Raw genomic sequence first — 25229 nt, 5'->3', positions numbered from 1 at the left:
AGTAATTCAATCGCTATTTCTTGGGCATAATATCCAAGGTCCCCCCGCTTGACAAGAAACAGAGAAGCGCATAATATCTAGAGTGAACGTTCATTCTAATTTTTAATATCAAACCATCGAGGGAGAGATTCAGATGTCAAAGACCATTTTTATCACCGGAACAAGCAGTGGTTTGGGAAAATTAACAGCGATTCATTTTGCGAAATTGGGCTGGAATGTGGCAGCAACGATGCGTTCGCCAGAGAAAGAGACTGAGCTGACGACTTACAGCAACATTAAAATATTCAAGCTGGATGTAACAGATGTGGAGCAAGTGCGTAGCGCAGTTCAGGAGGCAACCGAAGCTTTTGGCAAAATTGATGTAGTTGTCAATAACGCAGGAATGGGGGCTTACGGTGCATTGGAGCTTGCCGATGAAGAGACCATCGACTGGCAGTTCGCAGTGAATGTCCGGGGACCGATCAACGTCATACGCGGATTCCTTCCGCATTTTCGGGAACATGGGGTCGGCAAGTTCATTAACATCAGTTCGCTCATGGGTGTGACCTCAGCTGTACCAATTGGATCGCTGTACAACATGTCTAAGTTTGCTTTGGAGGGGCTGACAGAAGGATTGTACTATGAGTTGAAGCCGCTCAACATTGGGCTGCACTTGATCGAACAAGGCGGTTCGGCAGGTAACAATTTCTTGAACAACATCGTGTGGAGCAAGAGTGAAGACATTCGAGCCTATGATGACATTATCGCTAAAGTAAAACAAAGTTTTGAGCGTTCAGCTGAAAGTCCAGCCGATGATCCGCAAGAAATCGTAAATGCAATTGCCAAGCTGGCGACAGGCGAAAGCAACCAGTTCCGCACACTTGTCGGTAAGTCCACTGAAGATCTGGTAGCCTTCAGAAAGTCTGTTCCGATCGAGCAGTACTTGGAAACAGTGGCATCCAACTATAACTTGTAATCCACGGAAAGATCAATGCACCGTCATTTAGCCGAGAGGCTGTGGCGGTGTATTTTGTGTGATTGCCCTATATATAATTCCTATTAAGGATATAGCTCTTATATATTTCCATAATTAACCTCGTGTCTATAGAATGAAATTGTCATCATTATTTAAGAGAAGGGGTGGAGATTATATGAACGATTTGCTTAAATCACAATTCGATGCGGTAGCTCAAAGTTATGATCTGCAGCGGCGTCAATTGATTCCCTGCTTTGATGATTTCTATGGTGCAGCTGTTTCTTGGATGAACACGGAGATAGACACGCCACGAATACTGGATCTGGGGGCAGGAACGGGACTATTCTCTTCATTTGCGAAACAGCGCTACCCGAACGCTAAGTTTACCTTGGTGGATATAAGCGAAGAGATGCTTAAGGTGGCTCGTCAAAGATTCGGAAATGATCCGAATGTTCAGTACATAGCAGCCGATTACTGTAATTATCCTTTCACGGAGCAATTTGATATTATTCTCTCTTCCTTATCCATTCACCATTTAACTCACCCTGATAAAAGCACTCTTTTTCAAAAGATATTTAATCACCTCGCGAGTGGCGGGATCTTCATTAATGCAGATCAGGCAGCGGGTTCTTCCTCATACTTCAATAATCGGTATAAAGAACAGTGGGAAGAGGACGTGCGCAAGTCAGGATTAGCAGAACAAGCCATTGAAGCTTCCATCTTACGAAGAAAGCAAGACATCAACGCTACCGTAGAAGATCAACTAACATGGCTGCGTGCTGCCGGATTTACAGAGGTGAATGTTGTATATAGCTATAACGAGTTTACGGTATTCTTCGCCTTGAAGTAATTGAATTTCAACTGTGAAGAGGCACAAGGGGACTGCAAAAGGCTCTCCATTAGCAACCTGTCGCAGTCCCCGAAATAACGTCTGATGCATCTTCTTTAGTTCTAGCTTAAGAAATTTAAGGAATCCGTGACACGATCACACGCGAGACGTTAGCGCCACCCATGCCACCGCTCAGCTTAATCACGTTGTTCGTACCTGGTTGGAGATCGATGAGCCGGTTAGTCCGGCCAGTGTAATTACCCCAGCCTCCTGTACCCGGAAGGGAGAGGAAGTAACCATCTCCAGCCGTATCACCGCTGCTGTCTACCTTAAAAGCCGCACCGCTATCGCCGGAAGCATAAAGCACGGTAAGCAATGCCTTGCCGCCGTTCGTCCCCCCATTGATGCCAGACAACTGGAGGTAGGAACCGCTGATATGCATATTTTCAACACTGTTACCGGATAGAACAGCCCCGCCTCCGACGGATACGTTGCTGCTGGTTACCGGATATTCGGACTTCTGAGTGTATTGATCAAAATTTTCGTTAATTAAGTCATAATACTTTACTTCCGTAGCATTGGAACGTGGCCCGACAGCTGGAACACCTTCGGTGGTCTGTACAACCTTTTGGATGGTTCCATCTGAGTTGAAGAATAACTGATCTACACAGACAGAACGGAGCGTACCGTTTGAGGAGATTTTGGAGTTATGGTAGAACAGATACCAATTCCCTTTGTACTCCACGATAGAACCATGCGTTGTTTCACTGCTGGTAACCGGGTCCAGCATCACGCCGCGATTGATCCATGGTCCAAGCGGACTGCTGCTGGTAGCATACCGCATCTTGTTGGCACCGGGATTGTTGTCGGAGTACATTAAGTAATAGATACCGTTCCGTTTGAAGACCCATGAAGCCTCATGGAAGTCTTGCAGCTCAGTGAATTGCTTGACCGGGCCGTCGATCGATACCATATCGGCTCCCAGCTTGACGCCATAGCTTGTCCCACCGCCCCCGGCATAAAGGTAGTAACTGCCATCGTCATCACGGAACACCGCAGGATCGATCAGATTGCTGCCGGGAAGTCCCTGAATATAGCCTTGGACGGTAAAATCTGCGGCCGGTTTATCACTGGTTGCTACACCGATTTTCCAGGAATTGTTCCAATTCGTGTCACTGGGATGAGGGAAGTAGAAGTAGTAAGTTCCGTCTTTGTAAGCCGCATCAGGTGCCCACATAAAACCGCCCTCCGGACGTCCCCATGGCACATCATCAGAACGCAAAATCTCTCCTTCATCCACCCAATCCACCATGTTGTCTGATGAGAAGACGTGATATTTATCCATTAAGTCGCTGCCCCTGGAAGGGAAAATATCATGTGACGCATACACATAAATTCGTCCGTCAGCCCAGACATGGGCAGAGGGATCAGCGGTGAAAATACTAGTGAAAATAGGATTCCCAGATTTGATGTCGGCAGCCGTTGCGGAGGAAGAGGGGCTGAACGCAGGCAAAACGGACAACAGCATGGTTCCTGTCAAAAGCAGACGCAAAAATTTTTTTCTCATAAGTGTTACCTCCTCGTTACATGTATTGGTAATACATTCCCGATCTGCAGATTCGAATACCTACTCTAAGCCTGCTTGGTAACCACAAAACGATAATTTTCTAATCTCCACCCCCTTGGATTTTACATGGGAAATACTGTAAACTATGATTCAACATCAGTTTACAGTATGTGTAAGCGCTTTTATAATGAGAGGATCTTAAACTAATGATGTCATTCTTAGCTTGATGGATGATTATTGAATCTGAAAATTAATTTATGTCCATCCCAAGTATTCCCATGATTTTCCGCGTAATTCCCTAGGGTATAATTCGAAACCGTTCTTCTCCAAAATTTGTGTCCAACTATGTTCCGCTCAGACGGATTGGTAAAAAGCTCCCACTGACCTTTGAAATGGTCAAACACTTGAACTGCGGCATGCTCGGCAATACCGTTTCCTCGGAAGGGTTGCATCAAGAAGAAATCGTTCAAAAAATAGTCCGTTCCTTCAGAACAGTGAGGAGGAGTAGCAATTAGCGCAAATCCAGCGGGGATATTATCGACTTTCATTAAAAAAGGATACAGGCATCCCGGTTTTTCCCACCAGATGTTCTGGACATCGTATTGATCCATTAATGTTCTGAACTCCAGACCATCTTCAAAGATCCCATGTATATTAGGGGTATGCCCCTCAGTCAGACCATAATGTCCCGATAAGTCATATAAGTAGAGAGGATATAAATTTTTGATAATGTAAGCTTCGTCTTGATCTGTCAGGGTAACTTCTATTTTCATCACAAACCCTCCTTCATGTAAGTGTACGAGTAAATCGTTGATGCGCTTCCTCATTTTAAATTATTAAAGCCAATTGGTATGGATACATTTTCGATATAGTTAATCTTTATACCCGCTATTATCTAGCCATATAATGATTAACTACACACAGATTGACAGCGGAAGGTTATTATACTACAATCCGTAGTATGATGGAGCGTGATGATCATGAAGATTAAGAAAATGAATGTGGGCGGGGAGGGGCTGAATCGGTTTTTTGGGCCGCTCGAGGCTAAAATTATGGACATTCTTTGGTCCTCCGAGGGCCTCAAGATCAAGGAAGTACAGTCGATCCTGAATCAGGAAAGTCCCATATCGGTAAACGCGGTGATGACAGTGATGAACCGTTTGGAGAGTAAAGGACATCTGAAGAAAATACTAGTAGGAACCGGCAGAACTCAAGCGGCGCAATACAGTACCGTACAATCGAGAGAACAGTTTCTGTCCGAACAGACGAAAGCTGTATCGCATGGGTTAATCAAAGAATACGGCAGTCTTGTCGTAAGCCACATGATTGATGCACTGGACGAGGTAGATCCTGAGACCATCGCCAAGCTGGAACGCAAATTGGGTGAGCTCAAACGAGGAAAAAAAGAATGAGCTCTCGTGTGAAATTAAGATGGATCTTTACATTAATGGTGGTCTTTATAGCAGTGTTTAGCGTGCAGATGGGGATCTTCATTACCAGACAAGTGGGAGAGAGTGGGCTTAAAGCCTGCATCATGCTGTACTGGGTATTTGATGTGATTGTTGGCTATACGCTTGTCCGGGCGATTTGGCGGATCACTGCGCAAGCGTATTTATCGCGAAAATGGAACAAGCGGTTCGGCTCCATGAAGCACGATAAATTAACTAAGACGCTAAATTACAAATACCGCAGCCTGGAAACAGAAATTTTGGTTGTGCAGGACGAAGCCTTCGTAGCACTTGCGCTGGGTCTTTTTAAACCGAAAATAATCATCTCTACCTATGTCCTCGAACGGTTCAGTGACAAAGAAGTGAAGGCCATTCTACTGCATGAGTGGCATCATTGCTGCAACCGCGATAATGTGAAGCTATTTCTGGTGACCCTGCTGACGGAGGCTTTCGGCTATTGGCCGATCATGAAGCCGATCTTTCGCTATTACGAGACTTTGACTGAGCTGCTCGCCGACCGTTTTGTCATGACCCGGATGGGAACCGAGCTGCATCTGGCAAAAGTTCTGCTGAAGCTATCCAAATGGGGGAAGATTCAGCCTGCTGTAGCCGTACATTTTGCAGCATCCGCTATGAATTATCGTATGATGCAGGTTTTGGAGCCGGATCAGACGGTAAAGGTCAAGATAGCGTTGCTTAGACCATTGCTTGCTTCGATATCAATACTGCTATTGCTCATGTTGAGCGGGGATGCCTAAATCCCCTTTTTTTAATCAATTGTACTACATATTGTAGTTTAATTAACGGGAGGGCAATCTAATGAGAGTTGTCTTATTTACGATCGGAAATTACGAAGTTCATTCTTATGGTGTTATTGTGGCTTTGGCAGTTTTATTGGCACTGGGGATGGCACATTATTTGGCCAAAGGGACCATATACCGTGAGCATATCTTTAATATAGTGCCCTATGTGGCTGTGGGTGCGATTGTGACTGCACGCATTTGGCATGTGTTCTTTTTCCAATGGGGGTATTATTCGCAGCATGTAATGGAGATTTTGTACATTTGGCAGGGCGGCATTGCTATTCAAGGCGCACTAGTCGGCGGTTTTCTCGCTATCATCTATTATACGAAAAAGCATCGGCTATCCTTTTGGGAATTTGCAGATATTCTCGCCCCGGCTATTATTTTAGGACAGGCACTCGGCAGAATCGCTTGCTTCCTTAACGGAGATGCGTATGGTTCACCGACCGGATCGGGCTTTGGACTTGTTTACCCTCCGGGTTCGATGGCGTATGATGCTTATGGTTCACAGCCACTTTGGCCGGCAGAAATATGGGAAGGGCAATGGGATTTGATTGTATTCGTCCTTCTGATTCTGCTGAAGAATAGAAAATGGCCGACGGGCGTATTGTTCCTGGCCTACAATATTCTGTATTCGTTCGGGCGGTTTAACCTGGAATGGCTGCGGGGAGATTCACCAAGGTACATGTTTGATTGGACAGCAGGGCAGTGGACCAGCTTCGGCATGATTATAGTTAGCGTAGGTATGATCTTGTATCTTGTGCTGCGTGACAGGGGTAAAATACATTTTTCCGGTGCAGAGAAGGGAAACTGACGAATAACAAAACAACGAGCACTAGATTAATTCTAGTGGCCCGTTGTTAAAAATCTTTTAAAGAGGATAAACGCCCCTTATTTTACTTCATCCATGAACTTTCTGAAATCTTCAGCAATCACTTTGGACTGGGTGTGATGCAGATAATGATCTCCATCCAGTTTGATCACCTTACCGTGCACGGAATCTTTAATTTGCTCTTCATGCAGAGCCGTCCAGTCTTTCACACCTGTATTATTAGATTGGATAAAGAGGATCAGAGGCAAATCTGGTGGGAAGCTTAACTTGCGGGCATCCACGAAATTCTTATAAAGATTCTTCAATTCATTCAAGGTCGTGTCTTCGTTGCTGTTCCTGTTCGAAAGCAGTTTTAATTGTTCTCTAGTATGTTCATCATAGCCTAAAGAGGCATAAGGATCGCTGCCCACCTTCAATATTAATCTGAGCAGACCAGACTTATTAAGAAGTCTAAATTCTTGTATTGGTAATTTAGCGTCCATTCCGCCTTGTGTAGGTACACTGGTATCAATTCCGGCGAAGGCAGTGACCTCGCCAGGATATTTGTTCACATAGTCCAATCCGTAAATGCCTGTGATAGAGTGCCCCATGAGAATGAAGCGATCAATGCCGAGCTGCTGCAAGGCTTCATGAATTTCACTCACAATATTATCTGTAGTGCGTTCCTTATCCGTCTGGTCACTCAATCCATAACCGAAAGGCTCTACGGCGACTACTTTATAGTATGGGGAGAGTTCAGCAATCAGCGGTTTGAAATCAAGAGCTGGTCCTGCAGTTCCATAGCCGGGAAGCAGCACAATGGTTTCTTTGCCTGTTCCCTCAATGTATACACTCATTTTTTTTCCGTCTACAGGTACTAGCTGGCCATAAGCTTCTATTTTCTTTTCATCTGTTTTACTGCCAATTTTATCTGCAATAAAAGTGATCGCTAGAAAAAGTACGACGGCAGCAATAATCCCGCCTATTACTATAAGTGTGATTCTCCCTATTTTTTTTGCTCTTGATCTATTCTTCGTTTTCACTACCTCTGTCTGTGCCACGGTCATCTTCTCCTGTCCTGATCTGTATATTCAGCTGCTTGTATAGAAGCCATTGCAACAAGTCTAACCAACGAATATGTACTCTTCATGACTCTAATATGAACTGAATATGAACAGGCGAAAAAAAGCTGCGGCACCATATGCAAGCACACCTGCACACGAGCCCCAGCTTAAGGATATAACGATGAGGTTATGATCATCTGACATTTGTTCGAAACTGTGGACCAAGTCCAGAAAGATCAAGCTTCCGCGTATTAAAGAGTAGATGAAAAAGCTTCCGTATAGCGGCTAGCGGGAATGGACAGACCCAGATGCTCACGCAAAGTGTTGCCCTCATATTCGGTACGAACCAGTCCTCTTGCTTGCAGAATCGGAACGACCAGGTTAACAAAATCCTCTAGTCCGTCCGGTAAAGACGGGGCCATTAGCATAAAGCCGTCAGCGGCTTCTTCCTGGAACCATTGTTCCAGCGTATCCGCGATTTTCTCTGGCGTACCGACCAGATCGTTACTGCTGAATGCTCCAGTGAGTAAGGAATACAGCTCCCGCAGCGTCGGATTATCACGGGCGATGATCGGCTGATGCTTTTTGAAATCGGACTTGGATAGCTGAACCGTATGTAGTCCAAGCTCATGAGCTTTTGCAGCCAGAGTGTAGCCGCTAAAGTCTATATTCGGAAAATAATCGGACAAGAAGCGAAGGCCAGCCTCTTCCGTGATGAGTGATTCAAGCTGCCGCCGTTTCTGCTCGGCTTCTTCTTCCGTTTTCCCAATAATAGGTGAGATCCCTTGTAAAATGAATACCTTCTCAGGATCCCGCCCATGCTGCGCCAATTGGCTCTTATAAGAGCGGTAAAATTCCTGTGCATCTTCAAGATGATGTTTGATGGAGAAAATAACTTCAGCCAGCTGGAGAGAGAAGCTCTGTCCTGCATCAGAAGTTCCGGCCTGAACGAGCACCGGATGGCCTTGTGGTGACCGGGCAATATTAAGCGGCCCCTCTACTGAAAAGAACTCCCCTTTGTGATTCAGACGATGAAGCTTGGCCGTGTCAAAAAACTCGCCCTTCTCTTTGTCGTATGCAAAAGCATCATCCTCCCAGGAATCCCACAACCCTTGCACCACTTCCAGAAATTCCGATGCCCGCTTATATCGATGGCTGTGCTCCAAATGTTCTTCTGCACTAAAATTCCGGGCAGTATTGCCGGACAAATCCCGGGTAGTGACAATGTTCCAGCCTGCACGTCCCTTACTGATATGATCAACCGACATCAACAGGCGCGCCAGATTAAACGGCTCGATGTAAGACGTGGAGGCGGTGGCGACAAGCCCGATTTTAGAGGTGGCCCCAGCCAAAGCTGCAATAAGTGTGATCGGTTCAAAACGATTCAATATATTAGGATGAGAGACTTCGTTGATGGCCAGACTGTCCGCCAAAAACGCGATGTCAAATTTGCCGCGCTCTGCGGTCTGAGCCAGTTTCTTATAGTAGTCGATATCAATACTGGAGTTTGCTTGTGCTTGCGGCAATCTCCAGGAGGCTGTATGCATCCCCGTACCGACCAGGTAGGCAGAAAGCTTGATTTGTCGTTTATCGGTCATCTTATTCATCCTCCGTACTAGAGTATAAAATAATTCAATAAGAATAGTTGGATTTAATTTAGCGCTTTATGGATCTCGTGTCAATTTAAACTTTACATAGAATTTTATTTTAAAACTATTGACGTTTGGAAGATGTGATCCTATACTTTGGAAATAAACACACCAAAACACTAGGAATAGTTATCATTGTTCGTAAATGATCGATTGGCTTCGTCTAAGAACTAATGCAGTGTAGGTCCATACCATATGTATTGTTGAGTGACAGCCAAGATTAAGCGAGAGGGAGGTTGAAGCATTGATTACCGTTGAGGGACTTAGCAAGAGTTATAACACGGTGCAAGGCTCTATCCAGGTGCTAGACAATATTCAGTTGAATGTTAGAAAAGGGGATATTTTCGGAATTATCGGATTTAGCGGCGCTGGTAAATCTACGCTGATTCGCTGTCTGAACCGGCTTGAAGAACCCGACACGGGTCGCATCTTGATCGGCGACGAGGAGATCACAGCACTGAAGGGTGCGGCGCTTCGCAAGGCAAGGCAGAAGATCGGGATGATCTTTCAACAGTTCAACCTTCTAGATGCCAAAACAGTCTACCAGAATGTGGCCTTCCCGCTAGAGGTGGGGGGATATGACAAGGCGCATATTCGCACAAGGGTAAGAGAAATTTTGGATCTGGTTCAGCTGTCTGATAAGGAGAATAGTTATCCGTCACAGCTTAGCGGCGGACAGAAGCAGCGTGTCGGAATTGCCCGCGCGCTTGCTAATGACCCTACTGTGCTGCTGAGTGATGAAGCGACTTCGGCGCTTGATCCGGAGACAACCTATTCCATATTGGAACTGCTGAAGGACATTAACCGTCACTTGGGGTTGACGATCTTGCTTATCACACATGAGCTGGATGTGCTGCAGCATATCTGCAATCAGATGGCGGTTATCGAGAAAGGGAGGATCGTCGAGACAGGTACGGTCGATAAGCTCTTCTTCAATCCGGAGAGTCAGACGGCCCAGCGCTTTATAAACATTATCCATCAGTATCAGAGCAGGCGATTCGCCGTGGAGGGGGTAGGGGCAGGCATATGAAGGACGATCTGTATGAGTTGCTATTGGAGGGTCTGGGACAAACGTTATATATGGTGTTCTGGTCTTCGATCTTTGCGATATTATTGGGGCTTGCCTTGGGCATTAGTGTAGTTGTGACGGAAAGAGGAGGAATTTTGCCGGCTCCAGCGGTACATAAAGTCATCGGAACCTTCATTAATACAGTACGATCGTTGCCATTCATCATACTGATTGTTTTACTGCTTCCGTTATCCAGACTTATTGTTGGTACATCGCTTGGACCGACTGCGGCTATTGTCTCGTTGTCCATCGCTGCAGCGCCATTCCTGGCACGAATTATTGAGAATTCTCTCAAGGAGGTTGATACAGGCAAGATTGAAGCAGCCAAAGCGATTGGTGCCTCGCCATTTACGATCATTTTTCGGGTACTTATTCCTGAAGCGCTGCCTGCACTCATACGCGGGCTGACCATCGCTGTCATTGCTATTACAGAGTTTACAGCTGTCGCCGGAGCGATCGGGGCAGGGGGACTGGGAAGTCTGGCCATTCGCTTTGGGTACCAGCGGTTCCGGGAGGACATCTTATTCGCCACCGTCCTCATTATTATCTTACTTGTGCAGAGTATCCAGTGGACCGGGGATTATACGGCCAAGCGGATTGAACGCAAGCGTTTCAAAATGGACTAGAGAACAGTTTTCATGAAATGGACCTATACTTTAAACGAAAGCAGGGATTTATAATGAAAATGAAAAAATCGTATGTAGTGACATCTGCACTTATTCTCTTGTTCACGCTGGCTTTGACCGCTTGCGGTTCTGGCTCAAACAATGGCGGCACTAAGGAGAGCAAAGCTAACACCCCGGCCAAAGCGGAAGAACCAGCTAAGAAGACAGTGCTCAAGATTGGATCGGCTGCTGTACCGCATGCTGAGATCCTGAACTTCATTAAGCCAAAGCTGGCGGAGGAAGGTATTGATCTGGATGTCGTTGTCTTTGATGATGAAGGGCAGCTTAACCCGGCGCTGAAGGAAAAGCAGATTGATGCGAACTTCTTCCAGCATGTACCGTACCTTGATTCCGTGAAGGGCGAGCAAGGCTATGACTTTGCTGTGACAACAAAGGTTCATGTGGAGCCGATCGGATTCTACTCGGAGAAGATCAAATCTATCGATGAACTGAAAGACGGTGCACAAATTGGTATCCCGAACAACCCTTCCAACGAATACCGAACGCTGGTATTGCTTCAGCAAAAAGGTCTGATTAAGCTGAAAGACGGACTTACTACATATGAGGCTACTCCAAAGGATATTGTAGAAAATCCGAAAAACTTGAAGTTTGTTGAGGCTGATGTTCCTACACTTCCGCGAGCGCTGAAGGATTTGGACGGCGCGTTGATTAACACAAATATTGTTCTGGAGTCGGGCCTGGATCCGGCGTCAGCACTTTTCCGTGAAGACGCCGATTCTCCCTATGCCAACGTGATCGTTGTACGCAGTGGCGATGAAAACCGCGATGATATCAAAAAACTCGATGCGGCTCTAACCTCGCCTGAAGTGAAGAAGTTTATTGAAGACAAGTACGGTGTAGCGGTTGTCCCTGCATTCTAATGACAGCTGGCGCTTCGCGCACTCAGTCAAATTAAAAGCCGGTTCGTTCTGCCTGGTGGCAGAGCGGCCGGTGTTTTTTGCGTTGTGGGGAGTTAAGCGAAGATTGATCAAGAACGGATATAAGTATTTTTTACCAATACATATAGTGCACTGATTAGTAAAATTAAGTAATGGATGTTATGAGGGGGATATACTATGGAACAACATTTGGATGCGTTATTTAACGTGTATGCTAAGGAGCATCATTTTGCAGGGGCTGCTTTGATTAAAGGTAGGGGACACACCTTGTTCGCACGTGCGTATGGTTTTGCACATAGAGGCTTCAAAATTCCGAATACAATCAGCACGATGTTCGATACGGCGTCTGTTACGAAGCTGTTCACGGCAGTGGCCATTCTACAGCTTGTGGAGCAGGGGAGGCTGGGGCTTAATGAGCGAATTACGGATATCATCGATTTAACGGGTACTAAAATTCCAACAGATGTTACGATCAGGCATTTGCTTACCCACACTTCTGGCATTGCTGACGACGCAGACGAGGAACTGGGGGAGAGCTACGAAGAGCTCTTCATAGAGAAGCCTAACTATGCGATAAGAGGGTGCGGGGATTTCATCCCGCAGTTCGCGTACAAAGAGCCAAAGTTCAAAGCGGGAACGGACATCAGCTATAACAACTGTGCGTACGTCCTGCTAGGTCTTGCCATCGAAAAAGTAACCAATACGAGCTATCGGGACTTTGTTGAGCAGTACATTTTTCGGGTTTGCGGCATGAAGAATACATCTTTTTCCTCTAAAGATGAGGGCGACAGTGCGGTGGCCGAAGGCTATGCTGCGATTTTTAACAAGAATAACGAAATTACATGGAAAAAGAATATCTATTCATTTCCTCCAATAGGTACCTCTGACGGGGGAGCCTTTACGACCGTAGGTGATCTGGATCTCTTCATGCGAGCATTGGTAAATGGGCAGTTGTTATCTGCTGAGATGACAGAAGAAATCATGAAGCCGCAAACGGAGCACGTACGGAGATATGAATGGGGAAGCATCATCAACGGCTATGGTTTTCATTTTGTTTATGATCAAGCAGGAAAGCTTATGCGCATGTACAAGGACGGTTCTAATGCGGGAGTAGCCGCAATGTTGGCCTACTATCCAGAGACCGAGACGACAAGTGTCATACTGGGGAACCAGACCTGCAATATATGGGAGCTTCATTGGAAAGCGGAACAGGTGATAGGATCGAAATATTTTAAAAAATAAATAGGGGGGTGGACATAGTGAACTGGCAATCATCATCAACGGATATAATGTTCATTTTGTCTTTGTGCAAGGAGCTCAGACCTGGAAGGTCTGGAACAACACTCGTATGGGAAAAGGCTAATAAAAGTGATGAGAGGATCTACTTCGGTGCAAAAGAAAAACACTTGGCCGATATCAAGTCCAGAGAAGCATAACATGGATCAGGAGTATCTGGACAAACTCGATAAAGTATCATCTCCATTCTAATCGGGATCGCGATCGAGAAAGGATTCATACCTTCGCTTCATATGACGTTGGAGAATTATTTTCCGAAAATCTTGGATAAACAGGTAGACACTCGCAAGAAAGATATCACTATTGAGCACCTGCTGCAGATGAGCGTCGGCTTGGACTGGCCGGAATTTGGGGAATGGAATTACATGCCGTCTATGTTTGTCCACGATATCGTAAAGTTTGTATTAGACAGGCCGCTGGTGGATGAACCGGGCAGTCGAATGAATTATAACTCAGGATGTTCTCATGTCCTGTCTGCGATTATTACGAAAGCTACGGGCATGAAAACATCTGCTTTTGCTGAGCGATATTTATTGGGGCCGTTAGGAATTGAGGATTACTCTGGTTTGAGGATGCAAAAGGCATCAGTTATGGCTCAGATGGTCTTCGGCTGCTCCCGTATGATCTGGCCAAGATTGGTCAGTTGTATTTGCAGGAAGGAATGTGGAAGGGAAAGCAGATTGTATCTGCAGAGTGGGTTAAGGAGTCAACGGAGCCCCGCTTTTTGACTTATGATTATATTGGCCATTACGCTTCTCATTGGTGGGGAGCAAAGGTAGACTCTGATCAGCAAGATTTTTCTATGAACAACAGAATGATTTTTGCGATGGGAAGAAGCGGGCAATTTATTATTGTCATCCCAAGTCTGCAAACGGTAATTGTATTTACAAGCACGCTGGAGAATACCATCAAACCTTTGGCGTTCGTGCGAGATTACATAATGAAGTCGATGGTCTAGTGAACGAAAGCAATACTGGATATCCCTTCATCGCGCTTCAGCAGCATTAATATGAAATAGAACATGTTTGTTTAAAGGACTGTCTAGCTCAACTTTCGGATGATTGAAGGTTGAGCTAAAATTCATGCCGATTTTTTGCATTACATTCTTTGAAGGAGTATTCACGTCGGCAGTAAAACTATAAATGTCGCTAAAACCCAATGTGTTAAATCCATATTGTAAGCAGGCTGCGGCTCCTTCAGTCGCGTATCCTTTTCCCCATGCCTCTTTTTTCAGCCGCCATCCAATTTCTACGCAAGGTGTAAAATCCGCCTCAAAGGTTGCCTTATGAAATCCTATAAAACCAATAAACTCTTTCTGTTCCTTTACTTCTACAGCGTACAACCCAAATCCACACTCTGTAAACTCGGAGATTATGGATTGATAGAACGCAGTTGTTTCTTTGAAGGATAAGGTTTTAGGAAAAAAGGTCATAACCTCTTCATCCGCATTTAGTCGGCTAAATGGTTCTAAGTCTGCTTCTTCCCAGTCACGAAATAGCAATCTCGCTGTCTCAAAATATATCATTATTGCGCCTCCTTATAAAAATATTGTTCACCGCTTTGCAGTAGCATATTTTTTGGACGTAATTAAATCAATCTTGATGAAAATATATACGAGAGAGTAGCAAATTTGTTGCTGCTCATTTCACTCGAATAAATCAAAGTAAAATAATATGAATTTAAGGCTATTCAAATTTTAAGCTTCATGTTATAGTAATTTTGTAATTTAAATTACATGTAATCGATAAGGAGAATCATGCCAAAGAAGAAAAGTACCGCAGTGCTCTCCATCAGACTAGACGAAGAGGCCATCAAGGCCGTAGATCTGCTTGTCGAGTCGGGGCTCGAATCCAATCGATCGCGAGCGGTCGCCCACTTTGTGAATATGGGAGTGCGCGCTTCCCATGACCTGTTGGTGCGGGCAAGGGAACAGGCTGACAACCTGCAGCGACTGCGCAATGAGATGTTCGAAGCGGTTAAGCTTCGAGACATCGACAAGGTTGCTGAACTGATTCACAAGGATGCAAGTCTAGTGAACGCTAGTAATAAAAAGGGGGAAACTCCTGTTCTGCTGGCTACGTTCATGAGGGCAAATGACATTAAAGAGCTGCTGCTTCAGAACGGAGCGGGCAAGCTGAACGTATTCGAAGCCGCAGCCGTTGGGTATAGCTCACGGGTAAAAGAGCTGCTAGATCGTTCCCCGGAGCTGCTGAACAGCTACAGTCACGACGGATTTCCGCTACTCTCTCTGGCCGCACACTTTGGAAATACCGAGACAGTTGAGCTATTGCTTAGTCACGGTGTTGACATTCATGCTCGCAGTCGTGATGGCAGTCTTAACAATATGGCAATTCACGCCACCATATTCGGTGGATACGGGCATCTCGTGGACTTGCTGATAGAGGCTGGAGCAGACATTCATGCCAAGTGTGAAGGCGAACTGAGAAAAGGCTTCAATGTTTTGCATGTCGCGGCTTATTTTGATAACGTGCCGCTTATTGAGAAATTCCTCAGCTATGGAGCCGATAAGACAGAGAAGAACGCTAGTGGTGAAACGCCTTATGAACTAGCAATCTCTCTTGGTCATACAGCTTCTGCGAATTTACTGCAAATTTGATTAGGGACTACCATTAATTTACATACGACAACTCGACCGAACAGACGGAGAGACGCTGAAATTGTGAAGCGCGCTCGATGTCTGTTCTTTTTGTTGTATCCAAAGGAGAGAGAATAATAAAATGCTGTATAGAAAATTAGGCAGAACGGGTGTGAAGGTATCCGAAGTCAGCCTGGGAACAATGGCGTTCGGGAGATGGATTGATGAGGAAGCATCTGGAGCGGTACTAGATACGGCTCTGGGAGCAGGGATTAACCTGATTGACACTGCGGATGTGTACGGAAGCGGGATGGATACGCTCGACTATTCAAGACTTGGCGAATCCGAAGCCATTCTGGGCCGCCTCTTGCGCGGTCGCCGCGATGACATTCTGCTTGCCACGAAGTTCACTGCTCCTGTGGGACCGGGTGTTAATGATGGCGGACAGAGCCGGTACCACATTTATCGAGCGCTGGAGAACAGCCTGCGCCGGCTGCAGACTGACCATATTGATCTTTATCAGGTGCACTCGTTTGATCCCGAGACACCGATCGAAGAGACGCTCCGGGCACTTGACGATCTGGTTAAGCAGGGCAAGATCCGCTATCTGGGCTGCTCCAACTATGCGGCTTGGCAATTGGCGAAGGCGCACGGAGTTAGCGCGCTTCATAATTTGCATCGGTTCGAGAGTGTCCAACCGGAGTATAGTCTTATAACAAGAGGAATTGAACGGGAGCTCGTACCCTTCGTTCAATCCGAGAACGTTGGCATTATTAGTTACAGCCCGCTGGGCAGGGGGATTCTAAGCGGCAAGTATCGCCAAGGTGAAGCACCTCCAACTGACTCCAGGCTCGCGCTGGGCGAGAAAAGGCTGGAGCTGCTGCTCGAATCCAATCCATCATATGAGCTAGTGGACAAGATTGCACCGCTGGCGGAGGGAAGAGGATGGACGCTGGCTCAATTCGCACTCTCCTGGGTGCTAAGTCATTCTTATGTAACCTCTGCTATTCTTGGAGCGTCGAAGCCGGAACAGATTCGGGACGCATTGCAGCATGTCGAAGAGAAGCTGACGCTGGAGGAACTTGCAGAGCTCGACCGTATCTCCCGCAGTATTGGCCTCTTTTCGATCTAAAACATACTATTCATATAGAAAAAATAAATTCAGGAGGATGAACATCATGACTCAAACCAAGCGACAACTCCATCTCGGCTTGTTTCTGTTCTCAACGGGCTACCATCCAGCAGGCTGGCGGCTGCCGGAAGCGGTAACGGATGGAGCGTTCGATCCCAAGTTCTTGCATCGGGTCGCACAGCGACTGGAGGAAGCGAAGTTCGACTTCTTCTTTCTAGGGGATGCTCTGGCGACAAGCCCGGATATGCAGCATACTTTTCCTTCACAGATGGTTCGTCTCGAGCCGTTCACGATGATTGCCAGCATCGCGGCGGTAACAGAAAAAATCGGTCTTATCGTCACGGCAAACACGACTTACTCGGAGCCTTATACGATTGCACGCCTGACAGCGTCGCTTGATTACCTAAGCGGTGGTCGGCTGGCATGGAATGTTGTCACTGGCGCAGATGGGCGTGCGGCGCAGAATTATAGCCGTGAGAAGCACTGGGACAACTCCAAGCGTTACGATTATGCGGAAGAATTCGTGGGAATTGTGCAGGAGCTGTGGGATTCATGGGAAGATGACGCGTTTGTCCGTAACAAGGAAAGTGGTGTGTTCGTAGACGGAAGCAAGGTGCACCGAATCAATCACGTAGGGGAACACTTCTCCGTCGCTGGTCCATTGAACGTGGCCCGGCCCCCGCAAGGACAAATTCCACTCCTGAACGCTGGAACATCGGAGCGCAGCCGCGATCTTGGCGCCAAGCTCTCAAGTGCTGTCTTCTCGGGACAAATTCTGTTTGAGGTGTCCAAGCAGTTCTATGCTGAGGTCAAATCAAAGGCCGTAAAGTATGGCAGAAATCCCGATGAGGTATTCATTCTCCCGGGCCTTGTTCCTCTCGTTGGACATACCAAGGAAGAAGCGCATGCCAAGTACCGGGAGCTTAATAGTCTGCTCGTGACGAACTACGATTTAGCACCTCTGTCGGCAAGAATTGGCATCGATTTATCCCCTTCTCCGTTGGATGGACCGTTGCCGGATTTATCATTATCGACCCTCTCAGGCGACGAAACTAAGTGGCTTGTCGAATTGGCACAGCGAGCGGAAGGCCATGAGGACATCACTGTGCGTGAATTGTTCCACTACTTCGCCGCTACATCAAGAGGTCATCTGCTTATTGTCGGTGATCCAGAGGAAATCGCGGATCAGATGGAAGAATGGTTTCTTCAAAAAGCGGCCGACGGTTTCAATATTTGCCCTCCATATATGCCGGGTGGAATAGATCTCTTCATTGATTTAGTTATACCGATTCTTCAGGACCGCGGACTTTTCCGTACGGAATATGAAGGTGATACGTTCCAAGGACACTTCGGCCTTTCCCGCCCGGAGAACCGCTTTTCCCGAAAGGCAGCGCTGGAAGGTGCAAGCGAGTAACGGAAGAAGCTACTGCAAGGCGGCGGGCTGGAAGAAGGAGAGAATGATATGAGCAACCAGAATCATAGGAATCGCTATAGATGGCGTATTTTAATTGGACAAATCGTGCTCTTGATCGCTTGTCTGGGCATTATTGAATACCTCGTACGGGCGGGAATTGTCGGCAGTTTGTATCTGTCGAAACCAACACAAGTGATCGAAGAGATCTACAAACTGTTTTCGAATGGTGAAATCTTTCATCATTTAGCTATTACGCTTAAGGAATTCGCTGCGGGCTATCTGCTTAGTGCGTTCGCTGGAGTCGCAACGGGAATGCTTCTCGTACTTATCCCGCACGCGGAAGTGTTTTTCCGGCCGTTCCTCTCGGCGCTTCTTGCCATCCCGAAGGTAACGATTATTCCGCTGCTAATGCTTTGGCTCGGTATTGGGTTGTCGCACAAAATCGCAATTGTATTTCTCTTCTGCTTTTTCACGATTGCGTTCAATACCATTACTGGGATCAAGCAGACAGCAGAAGCTCATCTCAAGGTTGCCAGAGTGTTCGAGGCTTCCAAGCTGCAGACGATTATGAAGGTCATTCTTCCGTCAGCAGCACCAACCATCTTCGTTTCCCTGCGGGTATCGGCGGCAACGGGGCTTGTCGGTGCATTGTTCGGTGAGATGGTGGCATCGAAGGACGGACTCGGCAATCTGCTGGTGCAAGCGACGTCTCTGTATGATACGGCGAAGGCCTTTGCGATTATAACGATCGTGACGGTGATCTCCGTGCTTATTATTGCTGTAATCGATCTGCTGGAAAAGCGGATTGTGCTTAAATGGAAATCTTCATAAAGAAGCCTTAATTATAGGAGGATAAAGAAACCATGTTAAAGAGAAAATGGATAGGAACCGGAATTTTGACTCTTACGCTTGCACTCGTTGTCGCAGGCTGCGGCAGCAGCAATGCCTCACAAGGGGCTGCTTCTGAAGCTTCGAGTGAACCAACATCGACAAATTCAGCGTCGGATAACACTTCAGCCGGACTTCAGAAGATTAAATACGCACCTTTTAACGGAGTGAGCGGCTTAGCCGTACGGTTCGGAATCAAGAAGGGATTTTTCAAGGATGAAGGGCTGGATGTTGAACTGATCTCTACGCAGAACCCGATTGAGGCTCTAACAAGTAATGATGTTGATATCGCCGACAGTGCGACGACGAACGTTATTGTGGCTGCTGGCAAGGGAGCACCGCTCAAGATCGTTTCGTCGATGTTCCGTACAAAGGGACCGTTCTATCTGGTTGCAAAGCCGGGAATTGAGAGCATCGAGGATTTGAAGGGCAAGAAGGTCGGGGCAGCAGCACTCGGCAGCGGTCTTGACGTATACACCCAAACGATTCTAAAAAAACACGGCTTAAGCAAGAACGACGTTACGTATCTGGCCAACGGCGTAAATGATGCGGCATATGCGAGCCTGACTTCAGGACAAGTGGATGCGACTATCATTCATGAGCCATTCGCTTCTCTTGCAGAGAGTGAAGGAAAGGGCAAGATCCTCGCCAGAGGCTGGGATTATCTGCCGACCTTCCATACTGGCGTGCTAGTTTCAAGTGACAATTTTATTAAGGAGCACCCGGACCTCGTAGAGAAGCTGCTGAGTGGATACTTTAAGTCCCAGGAATATGCGAAGAGCCATCTGGATGAATACAAGAAATATTTCCTCGAAAATGTGAAGGTAGATACGGTCGTAGCTGATAAGGCGTTCGCACGCGAGGACGTGCTCTGGGAGAACAACCCGGACGTAGATTTGCAGGCGCTGCAGGATACGCAGGAGATCCAAGTCGAGCTTGGCTTTCAGGATAAAATTTATGATGTTAAGAATTTGTTGGATCTAAGATTTATTCCGAAAAAATAAATGGAGCGAGGTGATCGTATGGAGGGGTTCTCAATCCGTGGCGTATCTAAGGTATACGGGGGGGCGACTCCAACGGAGACGCTCTCGGATATTAATCTAACGATCGAAGACGGGGAGTTTCTCAGTATTCTTGGTCCAAGCGGTTGCGGTAAGAGCACGCTTCTTGAAATTCTGGCCGGACTCCAGCTGCCTACTTCGGGAGAGGTATGGTTCGGCGGAAAGAGACTTAAGGGACCGGGAATTGAACGTGGTGTTGTTTTTCAAGATCCATCGTTATATCCGTGGAGAACGGTATATAAGAACGTCGAGCTGGGTCTTGAATTCCGAGGGGTTGCCAAGAGTGAGCGTAGAGAGGCAGTCCAGCGGTATCTCGATCTGGTTGGGCTGTCGGGGTTTGAGCACAAGTATCCCCATCATCTATCAGGTGGTATGAAACAGAGGGCGGGTATTGCCCGGGCACTGGCGAACAATCCTGAGGTACTGCTGATGGATGAGCCCTTTGGCGCGGTCGACCATCTGACGAGGCTGCAACTGCAGGACGATCTGTTAAACATCTGGGAAGCGGAAAAGAAGACGGTCGTGTTCGTCACCCATGACGTTTCAGAGGCAGTGTTTCTGGGGGACAGGGTGATACTGCTATCCCCGCGACCGGGGCGGATCAATCAGATCTTTCAAGTGCCGAAGCATCGTCCGCGTAAGAGAGACGACATTGAGCTACTGAAAATTCAGAACGATATCTATGCGGCTATTCATGAAGTGAAGTCTTCGGACAGTCTTGAATTTACCATTTGAGAAATCAATGCAGAGGAGCGTACGAAATTATGTCATCTAACATAGTAAGCGTGGAGCAATTGAAAGCTAGACTGGAAAATGGAGAGCGGATTGTGCTGCTGGATGTGCGATTTGATCCGAAGGAGTCGTCGTATGGTCGTGAGGCTTACGCTAAGGGACATATTCCTGGAGCATTATTTATCGACTTCAAGGCTGATCTGACCGATCCAGCCGAAAAGCATGGAGGACGCAGTCCGCTCCCTTCGCCAGAGCGTCTTGCTACATTGTTCGGGTCGCTTGGTATCGAGCGTGATACAGCTGTTGTCGCCTATGAAGATGGTAATGGACCGGCCGCTTCAAGACTGTGGTGGGTGCTCCGCTACTTGGGTGCGGAGCAAGTGCAGATACTGAATGGCGGTTATTCTGCTTGGACTGACGCGGGTGAAGCTGTTTCAGCGGAGCAGGTAATCGTCACAGAGCCGCGCGAATTCGTGCCGGCACCACAAGCCGATTGGCTCGTTGGCGTAGAAGAGGTACGCGAAGTGGCTGGTGACCAAAGGCAAGGCGGCGCGAGACTTGTTGACTCGCGTGATGCCGCGCAGTACACAGGACTTGAGGCGCCGTTCGATCACATCTCGGGCCATATTCCTGGAGCGGCGAATTACTTCTGGAAGGACGCGCTTCAAGGGGACGGCTTCTGGAAGTCGCCGGAGCAGCTTCGCGAGCAATTTGCCAATCTGCCGAAGGAAGACGAGATCATCGTCTATTGCGGCTCCGGCATCTCGGCAACTCCGAACGTGCTGGCACTACGCGAGGCGGGTTATGAGAATGTGAAGTTGTATGCGGGAAGCTGGAGTGATTGGATTTCTTATGACGAGAATCCGATTGCGACAGGGGACGAGTAAGAGTCTTAAATAGATATACAGGATATGATTAAGAGTACATCGTTCAAGTGGCGATGTACTTTTTCGCGTTTTGCAGGGATGTGTCGAAATCCACAGAAAGTCAACGCTTGCTTCTTGAAAACATTTTCTTCAAGTCCCGAAGTGCTACCGTGGCATAGTCATGTCTAAACTACACGATATATTCAATTTATCTCGCTTACCTAAGCATAAATACAACGTCCTCTAAGAACGGTAGCTGAAGCGATGCATTGCCTTGGTGCATTCATATGGCTTTTTTAAAAATCAACAAGTATCCGGGATGGTCAACAACGAGTAAACAAAGCTTTGTTGAGATTAGATGTTGTCTGCTGTAAATATTGAGTTTCTGAGATATCACCTTCTGATTACAATTACAATTATACATGTTATCGTTAGCAATTCTTTTCAAGATGTGAGGCGATAGTTACTAATATTGACTTGACCTTAGGTCAAACCTAAGGTGTATGCTTCTTTATATAACAATGATTATTTAGAAGGAGGTTATCTGGATGAAAAAAGAACTCACCATCAGCGAGTTAGCAAAACTGATGAACGTGTCTGTTCATCAAATTCGTTATTTTGAGGAAAAAGGCGTATTGTATCCTGCCTACTTAGATGAAAATAAATATCGTATGTACGGTATTGACCAGATTTATCGACTGGCACATATATTACTCCTGCGAAAGCTGGGGTTGTCTGTACAAGCGATTGCAACTTGGAGTGAAGATGGGACTCCAGACGAAATGCAGGATTTGCTTCTACAATCTGTCTCTAGAATAGAGTCTCAAATGGACCAATTGCAAGCATTAAATGGCCTTATTCACAAAGTGTTGGATGAGCACAAACGCTTTGGACATGATACTTCTTCTATTAAAATCATTCAACGTGAGGCATTAGTTCTATCGTCATGGTTCGAAACTGAGTTTGAAGCGGAACTTGATGCACGTATGTTCGCCCAACAGGATAATGTGCTGACAGAGTTGTTTGAAGCGGATATCCATTACGTGTATGAGGAGGAATCTCGAGTAACAATTTGTACGGAAGTGAATGGTGTGGAAGGAAATATCATTTTGCCAGGAGGAGAATATTTGTCTTTTATGTTCTCCATTCAGAGTGAGGCAGACCTGGAGAGACACTTCGAGTTATTTCAAACCTTTGCCGATAAATCTTCCTTTATTCTAACAGGTCCAAAAATTCTTGTGGAGAAATCGTATCTGTCTCTATTTGCTCAGGAAAGTATACATTATGAGTTGCTTGCGTGTGTTGATCGTAGTTCCGAAGTAGCTATTAAACAGGAGAAGAAACGATGAACATTCATATTGAGTGTATGAAAGAGGAGTATGGCGTTCCAGTGAGCCAATTGCTTATACAAGGATTTCGTAGCAAATTTCAGTTTGGTACGAAGATAAATGACATGAAACTGCAGTTGCTATTGGGAAAAATGCTTGTGTTGGATAAACAACCAGGCAAAGGCAAACGTTTTGTTGCTGTACAGGAATCTTCTGTAATTGGCAGCTTCTCTATAAAATTTCAGGAACAAGTTAGAAACCAACATCCAAATATGACGATCACAGAGCTGTTATCTTTCTGGAAAGGAATTAAAGAAGTTGGTTTGGGAAATGCGCTTGGATTTTCTGTACGATTAATATGCTTGAATCATCGTCCAAGACGTGGTGAAGTGTACATTTCTGATCTAGTTGTTCATGAAAGGTTCCAGGGATCTGGTGTGGGCAAAACCATGTTGGAGTGGGCGATTGGAGAAGCAGCGTTGCAGCCAGGAAACCAATTTGTAAGTCTGCATGTTTCTAATAGCAACGTAGGAGCCAAACGCTTATATGAACGAATGGGATTTAGGACGTTGGAAATTCAGAATAGCACACTTTTAGCATGGTTGATTGGCGAAAAAAAATGGAGTTACATGATTTACGAGGGCTAAGACTATTATTAGAAAAGGAATTTAATAGAAGCATGAAAAAGAATTGGGGAATAATTCTATTAATCATCCTACTTTTTTTGGGAGGTACAGGTGCGTATGTTTTGCACCAAAATACCTTTGCTATGGATGAAAAAACGGTGGTAATCGAGTCACCACAAGGTAAGTTGACGGGTATTCTCACGCTACCTAAGACATATGAAGACAAGGTTGGTCTAGTGTTGTTCATTCACGGAGATGGTCCAATTGATGCTACCCATAATGATGGATATAAACCGCTTTGGGAGCGTCTTGCCTCACTTGGCTATGCATCACTCTCATTGGACAAGCGAGGCATCGGAGGTTCAGAAGGCAACTGGCTAGATCAGAGTATTGATGATCGAGTGCAAGAAGCACAGCAGGCTTTGGTCTGGGCAAGACAGCAACCAATAATCGATACATCTCGTATTGGCATATGGGGAGCAAGTCAGGCAGGATGGGTTGTCCCCAAACTGGCAGATAAAGAGTCACTTGCTTTCAGCATTCTTGTATCTCCTGCAATCAACTGGTTGAGGCAGGGTGAATACAATACACGCAGTCAAATGGCAAAGGAAGGACGATCCTCAGATGAGATAGAGCAGCAGGTGAAAGTAGATAACAAAGTCAAAGAACTCCTAAAATCAGGCGTCTCATATAATGAATACGTGAGCTTTGTAGGTAAGAAAGATGCCATGTCCAGAGAACGCTGGACGTTTGTTAGTCAGAACTATACAGCGGATGCAACAGAAGATATTGCAAATTTTAACTCCCCAGTACTGCTTATGCTTGGTGATCATGATGTTAATATAGATGTGAAGGAAACGGAGAAGGTATATCTGGAAAGTGTACGACCGTACGAATTATTGCGCGTCAAAGTGTTGCCCGATACAGAGCACTCCATGCTTCCTATCAAGACAGCCGACTCGCCGCTACGTACGTTGTTGATCAGCTTATTTGCGCCAAGGGATATTACCAAGAAGGGCTACATGGATGAAATCACAGATTTCCTACAAAATGTTTATGCTAACCAAGGGATACAGTAGATAAAATAAATTGAAATCCTCTGTGTTAAGGTATATTCTATGCGAAAATGTATGCAGGTAGCTGGAGTGATTGGATTTCTTATGACGAGAATCCGGTGGCGACAGGGGAAGAGTAAGAGCCGAAAGTCCGCGTTGGGCGCGGGTTTGGGGGCTGCGACAGGTTAGGAGCAAGTGACCTGTTGTGGTCCTCTTTGGGCTTTTCTGTAAACAGCTTGCAAACAAGAATCTGACGAAAGTAGTTACAAGAACCCCGGAGCCAGCCACAGTGAGGCAGTGGGGACAGGTTGTTGTTGAACTCTCATCGGCTTTGCTTCTGCTCCTTCGTGAACAGGCGTGGTGCAACCTTTCGTGCGGAGCAAGTGTACAATCACCTTGGGAGCAATTCGCTTGGTTTTCCTTGACGTTCCGGGTATCTCCCGGTTCGGTAGCATCGGCCGAAGCTATGGCAGCAT

Annotated in this window: 27 protein-coding genes; 22 read left to right on the top strand and 5 right to left on the bottom strand. The window is 46.3% G+C overall.

All coding sequences use genetic code 11. The features are described from left to right. Positions 1-133: 133 nt before the first annotated feature. Both ACFVU8_RS07405 and ACFVU8_RS07400 read left to right on the top strand, forming a co-directional pair. Positions 134-955: an SDR family oxidoreductase gene (locus tag ACFVU8_RS07405; RefSeq protein WP_387426577.1), complete on the top strand. Its 822-nt coding sequence runs from the start codon at positions 134-136 to the stop codon at positions 953-955. A gap of 175 nt (positions 956-1130) precedes the next feature. Then, on the top strand, positions 1131-1805 hold the full coding sequence (locus ACFVU8_RS07400; RefSeq protein ID WP_387426576.1) for a class I SAM-dependent methyltransferase: 675 nt from the start codon (positions 1131-1133) through the stop codon (positions 1803-1805). Positions 1806-1920: 115 nt separating this feature from the next. On the opposite strand, the gene ACFVU8_RS07395 is transcribed toward ACFVU8_RS07400, so the two are convergent. Both ACFVU8_RS07395 and ACFVU8_RS07390 read right to left on the bottom strand, forming a co-directional pair. Beyond that, positions 1921-3351: a family 43 glycosylhydrolase gene (locus ACFVU8_RS07395; RefSeq protein WP_387426575.1), complete on the bottom strand. Its 1431-nt coding sequence runs from the start codon at positions 3349-3351 to the stop codon at positions 1921-1923. Between the two features lie 218 nt (positions 3352-3569). Next, entirely contained in the window at positions 3570-4124 is a 555-nt protein-coding gene (locus ACFVU8_RS07390) for a GNAT family N-acetyltransferase (protein WP_387426573.1), read from the bottom strand. A 207-nt stretch (positions 4125-4331) separates the two neighbouring features. Here ACFVU8_RS07390 and ACFVU8_RS07385 point away from each other — a divergent pair, with 207 nt between their 5' ends. The 3 genes from ACFVU8_RS07385 to lgt all read left to right on the top strand — a co-directional run bounded on the left by ACFVU8_RS07385 (position 4332) and on the right by lgt (position 6416). Beyond that, complete coding sequence (locus ACFVU8_RS07385) at positions 4332-4763, top strand: BlaI/MecI/CopY family transcriptional regulator (RefSeq protein ID WP_379466079.1); 432 nt, start codon at positions 4332-4334, stop codon at positions 4761-4763. Between the two features lie 8 nt (positions 4764-4771). Then, a complete protein-coding gene (locus tag ACFVU8_RS07380; RefSeq protein WP_387426571.1) occupies positions 4772-5557 on the top strand; it encodes a M56 family metallopeptidase in 786 nt (261 codons plus the stop codon). A gap of 61 nt (positions 5558-5618) precedes the next feature. Continuing rightward, positions 5619-6416 (top strand): prolipoprotein diacylglyceryl transferase, encoded by a 798-nt coding sequence (lgt, locus tag ACFVU8_RS07375; protein ID WP_387426569.1) that lies wholly within the window; start codon positions 5619-5621, stop codon positions 6414-6416. Positions 6417-6493: 77 nt separating this feature from the next. On the opposite strand, the gene ACFVU8_RS07370 is transcribed toward lgt, so the two are convergent. Beyond that, complete coding sequence (locus ACFVU8_RS07370; protein ID WP_379466076.1) at positions 6494-7474, bottom strand: alpha/beta hydrolase; 981 nt, start codon at positions 7472-7474, stop codon at positions 6494-6496. A 254-nt stretch (positions 7475-7728) separates the two neighbouring features. Next, complete coding sequence (locus tag ACFVU8_RS07365) at positions 7729-9075, bottom strand: LLM class flavin-dependent oxidoreductase (protein WP_387426568.1); 1347 nt, start codon at positions 9073-9075, stop codon at positions 7729-7731. A gap of 295 nt (positions 9076-9370) precedes the next feature. On the opposite strand from ACFVU8_RS07365, the gene ACFVU8_RS07360 reads away from it, so the two are divergent. From ACFVU8_RS07360 to ACFVU8_RS07330, 7 genes are all read left to right on the top strand, one after another. Continuing rightward, positions 9371-10156, top strand: a complete 786-nt coding sequence (locus ACFVU8_RS07360) for a methionine ABC transporter ATP-binding protein (protein WP_387426567.1) — start codon at positions 9371-9373, stop codon at positions 10154-10156. Further along, positions 10153-10821 (top strand): methionine ABC transporter permease, encoded by a 669-nt coding sequence (locus ACFVU8_RS07355; RefSeq protein ID WP_066370004.1) that lies wholly within the window; start codon positions 10153-10155, stop codon positions 10819-10821. The genes ACFVU8_RS07360 and ACFVU8_RS07355 overlap by 4 nt, the downstream gene beginning before the upstream one ends. Positions 10822-10874: 53 nt before the next feature. After that, positions 10875-11741, top strand: coding sequence for a MetQ/NlpA family ABC transporter substrate-binding protein (locus ACFVU8_RS07350; RefSeq protein ID WP_175374721.1), 867 nt, complete (start codon positions 10875-10877; stop codon positions 11739-11741). Between the two features lie 195 nt (positions 11742-11936). Next, the gene (locus ACFVU8_RS07345) at positions 11937-13001 is read left to right on the top strand and encodes a serine hydrolase domain-containing protein (RefSeq protein WP_387426565.1); all 1065 of its coding nucleotides are present in this window, start codon (positions 11937-11939) and stop codon (positions 12999-13001) included. A 17-nt stretch (positions 13002-13018) separates the two neighbouring features. Then, entirely contained in the window at positions 13019-13195 is a 177-nt protein-coding gene (locus tag ACFVU8_RS07340; protein ID WP_379466072.1) for a hypothetical protein, read from the top strand. Positions 13196-13288: 93 nt separating this feature from the next. After that, a complete protein-coding gene (locus ACFVU8_RS07335; RefSeq protein ID WP_387426564.1) occupies positions 13289-13783 on the top strand; it encodes a serine hydrolase domain-containing protein in 495 nt (164 codons plus the stop codon). Further along, a complete protein-coding gene (locus tag ACFVU8_RS07330) occupies positions 13717-14013 on the top strand; it encodes a serine hydrolase domain-containing protein (RefSeq protein ID WP_379466384.1) in 297 nt (98 codons plus the stop codon). Before ACFVU8_RS07335 ends, ACFVU8_RS07330 begins: the two co-directional genes overlap by 67 nt. Before the next feature lie 27 nt (positions 14014-14040). Here the strand turns inward: ACFVU8_RS07330 and ACFVU8_RS07325 are convergent, their stop codons facing one another. Beyond that, entirely contained in the window at positions 14041-14580 is a 540-nt protein-coding gene (locus ACFVU8_RS07325) for a GNAT family N-acetyltransferase (RefSeq protein ID WP_379466070.1), read from the bottom strand. 231 nt (positions 14581-14811) lie between these two features. On the opposite strand from ACFVU8_RS07325, the gene ACFVU8_RS07320 reads away from it, so the two are divergent. The 10 genes from ACFVU8_RS07320 (at position 14812) to ACFVU8_RS07275 (ending at position 24777) form a co-directional block, all read left to right on the top strand. Further along, the gene (locus ACFVU8_RS07320; RefSeq protein ID WP_066369978.1) at positions 14812-15672 is read left to right on the top strand and encodes an ankyrin repeat domain-containing protein; all 861 of its coding nucleotides are present in this window, start codon (positions 14812-14814) and stop codon (positions 15670-15672) included. A 121-nt stretch (positions 15673-15793) separates the two neighbouring features. Continuing rightward, on the top strand, positions 15794-16783 hold the full coding sequence (locus tag ACFVU8_RS07315; RefSeq protein ID WP_379466069.1) for an aldo/keto reductase: 990 nt from the start codon (positions 15794-15796) through the stop codon (positions 16781-16783). Positions 16784-16829: 46 nt separating this feature from the next. Further along, complete coding sequence (locus ACFVU8_RS07310; RefSeq protein ID WP_379466068.1) at positions 16830-18197, top strand: LLM class flavin-dependent oxidoreductase; 1368 nt, start codon at positions 16830-16832, stop codon at positions 18195-18197. 48 nt (positions 18198-18245) lie between these two features. After that, the gene (locus ACFVU8_RS07305; RefSeq protein ID WP_387426563.1) at positions 18246-19028 is read left to right on the top strand and encodes an ABC transporter permease; all 783 of its coding nucleotides are present in this window, start codon (positions 18246-18248) and stop codon (positions 19026-19028) included. A 32-nt stretch (positions 19029-19060) separates the two neighbouring features. Then, entirely contained in the window at positions 19061-20089 is a 1029-nt protein-coding gene (locus tag ACFVU8_RS07300) for an ABC transporter substrate-binding protein (RefSeq protein WP_387426562.1), read from the top strand. Positions 20090-20107: 18 nt separating this feature from the next. Further along, the gene (locus ACFVU8_RS07295; protein WP_387426560.1) at positions 20108-20881 is read left to right on the top strand and encodes an ABC transporter ATP-binding protein; all 774 of its coding nucleotides are present in this window, start codon (positions 20108-20110) and stop codon (positions 20879-20881) included. Between the two features lie 29 nt (positions 20882-20910). After that, positions 20911-21765, top strand: a complete 855-nt coding sequence (locus ACFVU8_RS07290; RefSeq protein WP_387426559.1) for a sulfurtransferase — start codon at positions 20911-20913, stop codon at positions 21763-21765. A 527-nt stretch (positions 21766-22292) separates the two neighbouring features. Next, a complete protein-coding gene (locus ACFVU8_RS07285; RefSeq protein ID WP_066369956.1) occupies positions 22293-23093 on the top strand; it encodes a helix-turn-helix domain-containing protein in 801 nt (266 codons plus the stop codon). Further along, entirely contained in the window at positions 23090-23719 is a 630-nt protein-coding gene (locus tag ACFVU8_RS07280) for a GNAT family N-acetyltransferase (RefSeq protein ID WP_066369952.1), read from the top strand. The genes ACFVU8_RS07285 and ACFVU8_RS07280 overlap by 4 nt, the downstream gene beginning before the upstream one ends. Beyond that, on the top strand, positions 23692-24777 hold the full coding sequence (locus ACFVU8_RS07275) for an alpha/beta hydrolase family protein (RefSeq protein WP_387426557.1): 1086 nt from the start codon (positions 23692-23694) through the stop codon (positions 24775-24777). The genes ACFVU8_RS07280 and ACFVU8_RS07275 overlap by 28 nt, the downstream gene beginning before the upstream one ends. The last annotated feature ends 452 nt before the right edge of the window (positions 24778-25229 follow it).

It is taken from the genome of Paenibacillus sp. NPDC058177, from assembly GCF_042883835.1.
Classification (GTDB): Bacteria; Bacillota; Bacilli; order Paenibacillales; family Paenibacillaceae; genus Paenibacillus_AQ; species Paenibacillus_AQ agri.
The sequence above is the reverse complement of the archived record's forward strand: the minus strand, read 5'-3'. Positions and strand labels throughout refer to the sequence as shown.